A 4,573-nucleotide genomic window follows, 5' to 3' on the forward strand; every position below is an offset into this window, starting at 1 on the left:
AAATCCCTAATCCCTTTTCGTGCAGTTACCCGCACGCTTCCCCCTTCAGGCGTGAATTTTATGGCATTGCTTAAAAGGTTGATCAACACCTGCTTGAGCTTTCTCTCATCCGCTATAATGCTGTCTAACTTTTCATCCATTTCAAGGGAAAGTTTTATCCTGTGCTTGAGGGCCTTTTCTCTAAAAAACAATAGGCTTGCATTAAGAAGGTCTCTGAGTGAAAACTCGCTTAACTCAAGTTCCATTCCCTTCGCTTCTATTTTACTCAAATCGAGGATATCGTTTATCAGGGACAGCAGATGTCTTCCGCTCTCGAGAATATCAGTTATATATTCCTTGTGTTTCTTATTTATCTCTCCGTAAATTCCATCTACCAGGGCCTCTGAAAATCCTATTACGGTATTCAGGGGCGTTCTAAGCTCATGTGACATGTTTGCAAGGAATTCGGATTTTGCCTGATTGGCTGCCTCTGCCATGGCCTTTGCTTCCTGAAGCTCTGCTGTCCTTTTACGAACCTCCTGCTCGAACTCTACTGCCATTTTATTGAAAGCATCCGAAAGCTCACCAATTTCGTCTCCGGTTTTCACCTCAACTCTCTTATCCAGATTGCCAGCGCCCAGGTCTCTGACACCCCGGACAAGTGTGGAAATTGGCTTAGTAATAAGACGGCTTAGAACCGTAACCAGGACGAGTGCCAGAGCTAAAACCAGAAGGTTGAAAAATACGCCTCTTCGGAATTCCTGCTGGGCTGGAGCATAGATTTCTGCGGTTGGAATACCTACCACCGCATACCAATTTATCGTGGAGGGAGAAGAAACCGCAGCCAGCCTCTGCGTGCCAAAATATTCTAACTCAAGGATTCCACTTTCTTTTCGAGTAATTTCCTGAAACCATGGCTCACCACCTACATCCTTTAAAACATAGGTCTCTGGTTCTATAGTGCTGGCAATAATAGTTCCTTTCCGGTCCATAAGAGTTACTGCCACATTTTGGATTAGCTGTAAGTGCTCAAAGATTTCCTGCACCCTTAGCAGGGAAATGCCTGCGCCGACCATGGCAATCTGGTTGCCTGAATAGTCCTTAACAGGATAGGCAGTGACAATCACGGGTTTGCGAGTTATGCGGCCAATCTGCACCTCGCTTATGGTGAATCTCCCTGTCTTCATCACCTCTTTAAAGTAGGAGCGGTCTCCCGCGTAAGTCGGCTTCTCCTGAGGTACTGCGGAGCAGCGAACGTAGCCCTCTTTGTCTATAACGAAAAAATTCTCATAGTATGGATACTGGGGCTTAAGCCTTGAAAAAAGGGCGCTGCACTTCTCCCACTCCTGATTCTTTACCTCTGGAATCTCTGAAAGAGTTGCGAGGATTTGCTCACCTTCATGGAGGAACGTATCCACTTCAGCAGAAACCATACGGGCCAGGTGCTGGGTAAATATCTGTGCCTGTTCTCTGGCATACAGGGCATTCCTGTACGTCTGATAGAGGTTAACGGTAAATAGAGGCACAATAATTGATAGGGCCAAAATTATTAATTTGGTCTTAATGCTCACCTTAAGCATTCTTTGATATTCCTATGCCTGTGTCTTCTACGCTGATTTCGACCATGTCAAAATTAGCGTCAGGGGTTGGGGATTAGTTTTTGTTCACTAACCCCTAATCCCAAATCCCTAATCCCCTTTCGTGCAGTTACATCAGGCGTAAACTTTATGGCATTGTTTTGCTTTTTAAAGCCCATTTATGAATTGAATTATAGAACCTTCATAATAAAGGAGGCAAGGAACTTCGTCAATAAACTTGACAAACACAACAAAGGAGCTATATTCTTTGTGTATTCCTTAAATAAAAATCTTTTCGCCACACGAATCAGCCGCCGTGACTGTCGTACCGACAGACGTGGCTGAAAAAAACATGGAGGTTGGCATGAAAAAGGTGAAATCATTCAATAAAAAACTGCTCTCTGAGAAGACAATTCAGGACCTCAGGCAAATGCTTAAAAAGGCAGGGATTACTGCCAAAAGGGAATGGAAAAAAGATGACATTATAAATGCCCTGATAAAAGCTGGCCAGAAAGCAGTAAAAGGTAAGCTAAAGGTTGCCGAAAAGAAAAAGAAGCCAGCTAAAAGAGTAGTAGCTAAGAAGGTGGTCGGGAAGAAAAAGCCTGCTAAAAAAATTGTAGCAAAAAAACCTGTAAAAAAAGCGACCAGGGAGAAAATAAGAGCCGTAAAGAAAGTAAAAGGATTGCCAGAAAAAGGGATTACGTCAATCCAGGAGAAAGCACCACCAACACCTCCTGAGCCTTGTATCTCAGAACCGAGTCGTACCGGCTTTATTCCACAACCTGAGGGAGAATTACCAAGAGAATACGGAGAGAACAGAATGGCCCTGCTCCCGAGGGACCCCAGGTGGCTCTTTACTTATTGGGAAGTAAGAGACGACACTCTGAAAGATTTTAATAAAAGATTACCGGGGGCCAATCTTGATTTGAGGGTTTATGATATTACAGGCACAGACATTGTCAGGCCAAACAGGTTTTTTGACATCGGAATCTATGAAAGGATTGGCAATTGGTACATAAATGTAGACCAGCCAAACATGGAGTATATTGCCGAGATAGGGCTTCTGGCCTCAGACGGTAGATTCCTCCCCATCATACGCTCAAACAGAGTCCTTACACCGAGAGATGAATTGGCTCCTGCCACTGAGGAAGAATTATGGATGACAAAAGAACTTTATAAGGTCACTTATGGTCTCGGTTCTGAAGAGTTTAAGGCGATTTCTGAAAAGCACTTCATCTCATCTTTTAAAGGCTGAGCATGGAAAAGGGCTATTTCTGTCTTGTACTTCATGCTCATCTCCCATATGTGAGGCATCCAGAGCATGACTATTTCCTTGAGGAGGACTGGCTTTATGAAGCTGTAACAGAGACCTATCTTCCTGTCCTGGAGACCATGGAAAACCTCCTCAATGATGGGGTAGATTTCAGGATAACCATATCCCTGAGCCCTCCTCTGATTGAGATGTTTAACGATGAGCTTTTAAGAGGCCGTTATTCCAGGCATTTAAAAAAGCTCGTTGAGCTCAGTCACAAAGAGGTTGAGCGCCTGAAGGATGACCCTGTTTTCGGCCCACTTGCCATCATGTACAGAGAATACTTTGAAAAAGCACAGTATTTCTACGAGGAAAAATACAGACGTAACCTTGTTGGAGCCTTCAGGAGAATACAGGATACAGGCAAGCTTGAGATTATAACATCTGCGGCAACCCATGGCTTTTTACCTAATCTCTTTGTAACTCCTGAAGCTGTAAGGACTCAGGTCAAACTTGCTGTAGATTGCTACAGGAGGAATTTCGGCAGGCCACCAAATGGGATATGGCTCCCCGAGTGCGGCTATTACCCCGGCCTGGATGAAATATTGAAAGAGGCGGGTTTGCGGTATTTTTTTCTTGAAACCCATGGCCTTCTCTTTGGCAATCCAAGACCCAGATACGGCACTTATGCACCTGTTTACTGTCCATCTGGCATTGCTGCTTTTGGAAGGGACATGGAGTCATCCAGACAGGTCTGGAGCTCGGTAGACGGCTATCCAGGGGATTACAACTACAGGGAATTCTACAGGGACATAGGTTTTGACCTCCCATTTGATTACGTAAAACCCTACATACATCCAGACGGGATAAGGATTAACACAGGGATTAAATATTACAGGATAACAGGGAAAACCCCTCACAAGAAACCCTATAACAGACAGCGGGCAATGGAAAAGGCTGCGGAACATGCAGGAAATTTTATGTTCAACAGGGAAAAACAGATAGAACATTTTGCGGCAGTCCTCGGTATAAAACCTGTAGTCGTTGCCCCATATGATGCAGAGCTCTTCGGGCACTGGTGGTTTGAAGGGCCCGACTGGATTAATTTCCTCGTAAGAAAGTTCGTCTATGACCAGAAGACAATAAAACTTATCACACCTTCTGAGTATTTAGAGCGCCATCCAGGGTTGCAGGTAATTACCCCTAACCAATCAAGCTGGGGCTGGAAAGGCTATTCAGAGGTATGGCTGAATGGCGCAAATGACTGGATTTACCCGCACCTTCACAAAACAGCACAGAGAATGGCTGAACTTGCGAGGGAAAACCCCGATTCTTCAGGGCTCAGGAGAAGAGCGCTCAATCAGGCAGCAAGGGAAATCCTCCTCGCCCAATCAAGCGACTGGGCATTTATAATGAAAACAGGGACTGCAAGAGACTATGCGGTCAACAGAACATACATCCATATAGAAAGATTCAACAGGCTCTACTCAGGTATAAAAGGCAACTCAATCGATGAATCCTATCTGAGGGAAATAGAAGAAAAAGATAATATATTTTCGTATATCGATTATGGGATATATAGATAATTATTTGGCCAAGAGTAGAGGCGACCCTTCTCCTCTTTCTTTCCCATAGTTTTTCAACAGACTGTTAAGGGCAGACCCCCTATTCCCCCTATTCGCTTTTTATTATTTTTCTATTATCGTATATTCCATTTTTATCCATGTATCTTTGCCTGGTTTTAATTTCATTCTTACCGAACCAG

General features: G+C 44.1%; 3 protein-coding genes. 2 read left to right on the plus strand and 1 reads right to left on the minus strand.

Going from position 1 to position 4,573, the window contains the following annotated elements; translation table 11 throughout:
• Positions 1–1,559: HAMP domain-containing protein (locus tag HZC12_08690; GenBank protein ID MBI5026780.1), on the minus strand; the 1,559-nt coding region annotated here is incomplete at its 3' end.
• A gap of 361 nt (positions 1,560–1,920) precedes the next feature.
• Between HZC12_08690 and HZC12_08695 the strand changes: the two genes are divergently transcribed.
• Both HZC12_08695 and HZC12_08700 read left to right on the plus strand, forming a co-directional pair.
• The gene (locus HZC12_08695; GenBank protein MBI5026781.1) at positions 1,921–2,811 is read left to right on the plus strand and encodes a DUF4912 domain-containing protein; all 891 of its coding nucleotides are present in this window, start codon (positions 1,921–1,923) and stop codon (positions 2,809–2,811) included.
• Between the two features lie 2 nt (positions 2,812–2,813).
• Positions 2,814–4,394 carry a DUF1957 domain-containing protein gene (locus HZC12_08700; protein MBI5026782.1) on the plus strand — a complete coding sequence of 527 codons (1,581 nt, stop codon included), beginning with the start codon at positions 2,814–2,816 and terminating at the stop codon, positions 4,392–4,394.
• The last annotated feature ends 179 nt before the right edge of the window (positions 4,395–4,573 follow it).

It is taken from the genome of Nitrospirota bacterium, assembly GCA_016214385.1.
Taxonomy (GTDB): domain Bacteria; phylum Nitrospirota; class Thermodesulfovibrionia; order UBA6902; family JACROP01; genus JACROP01.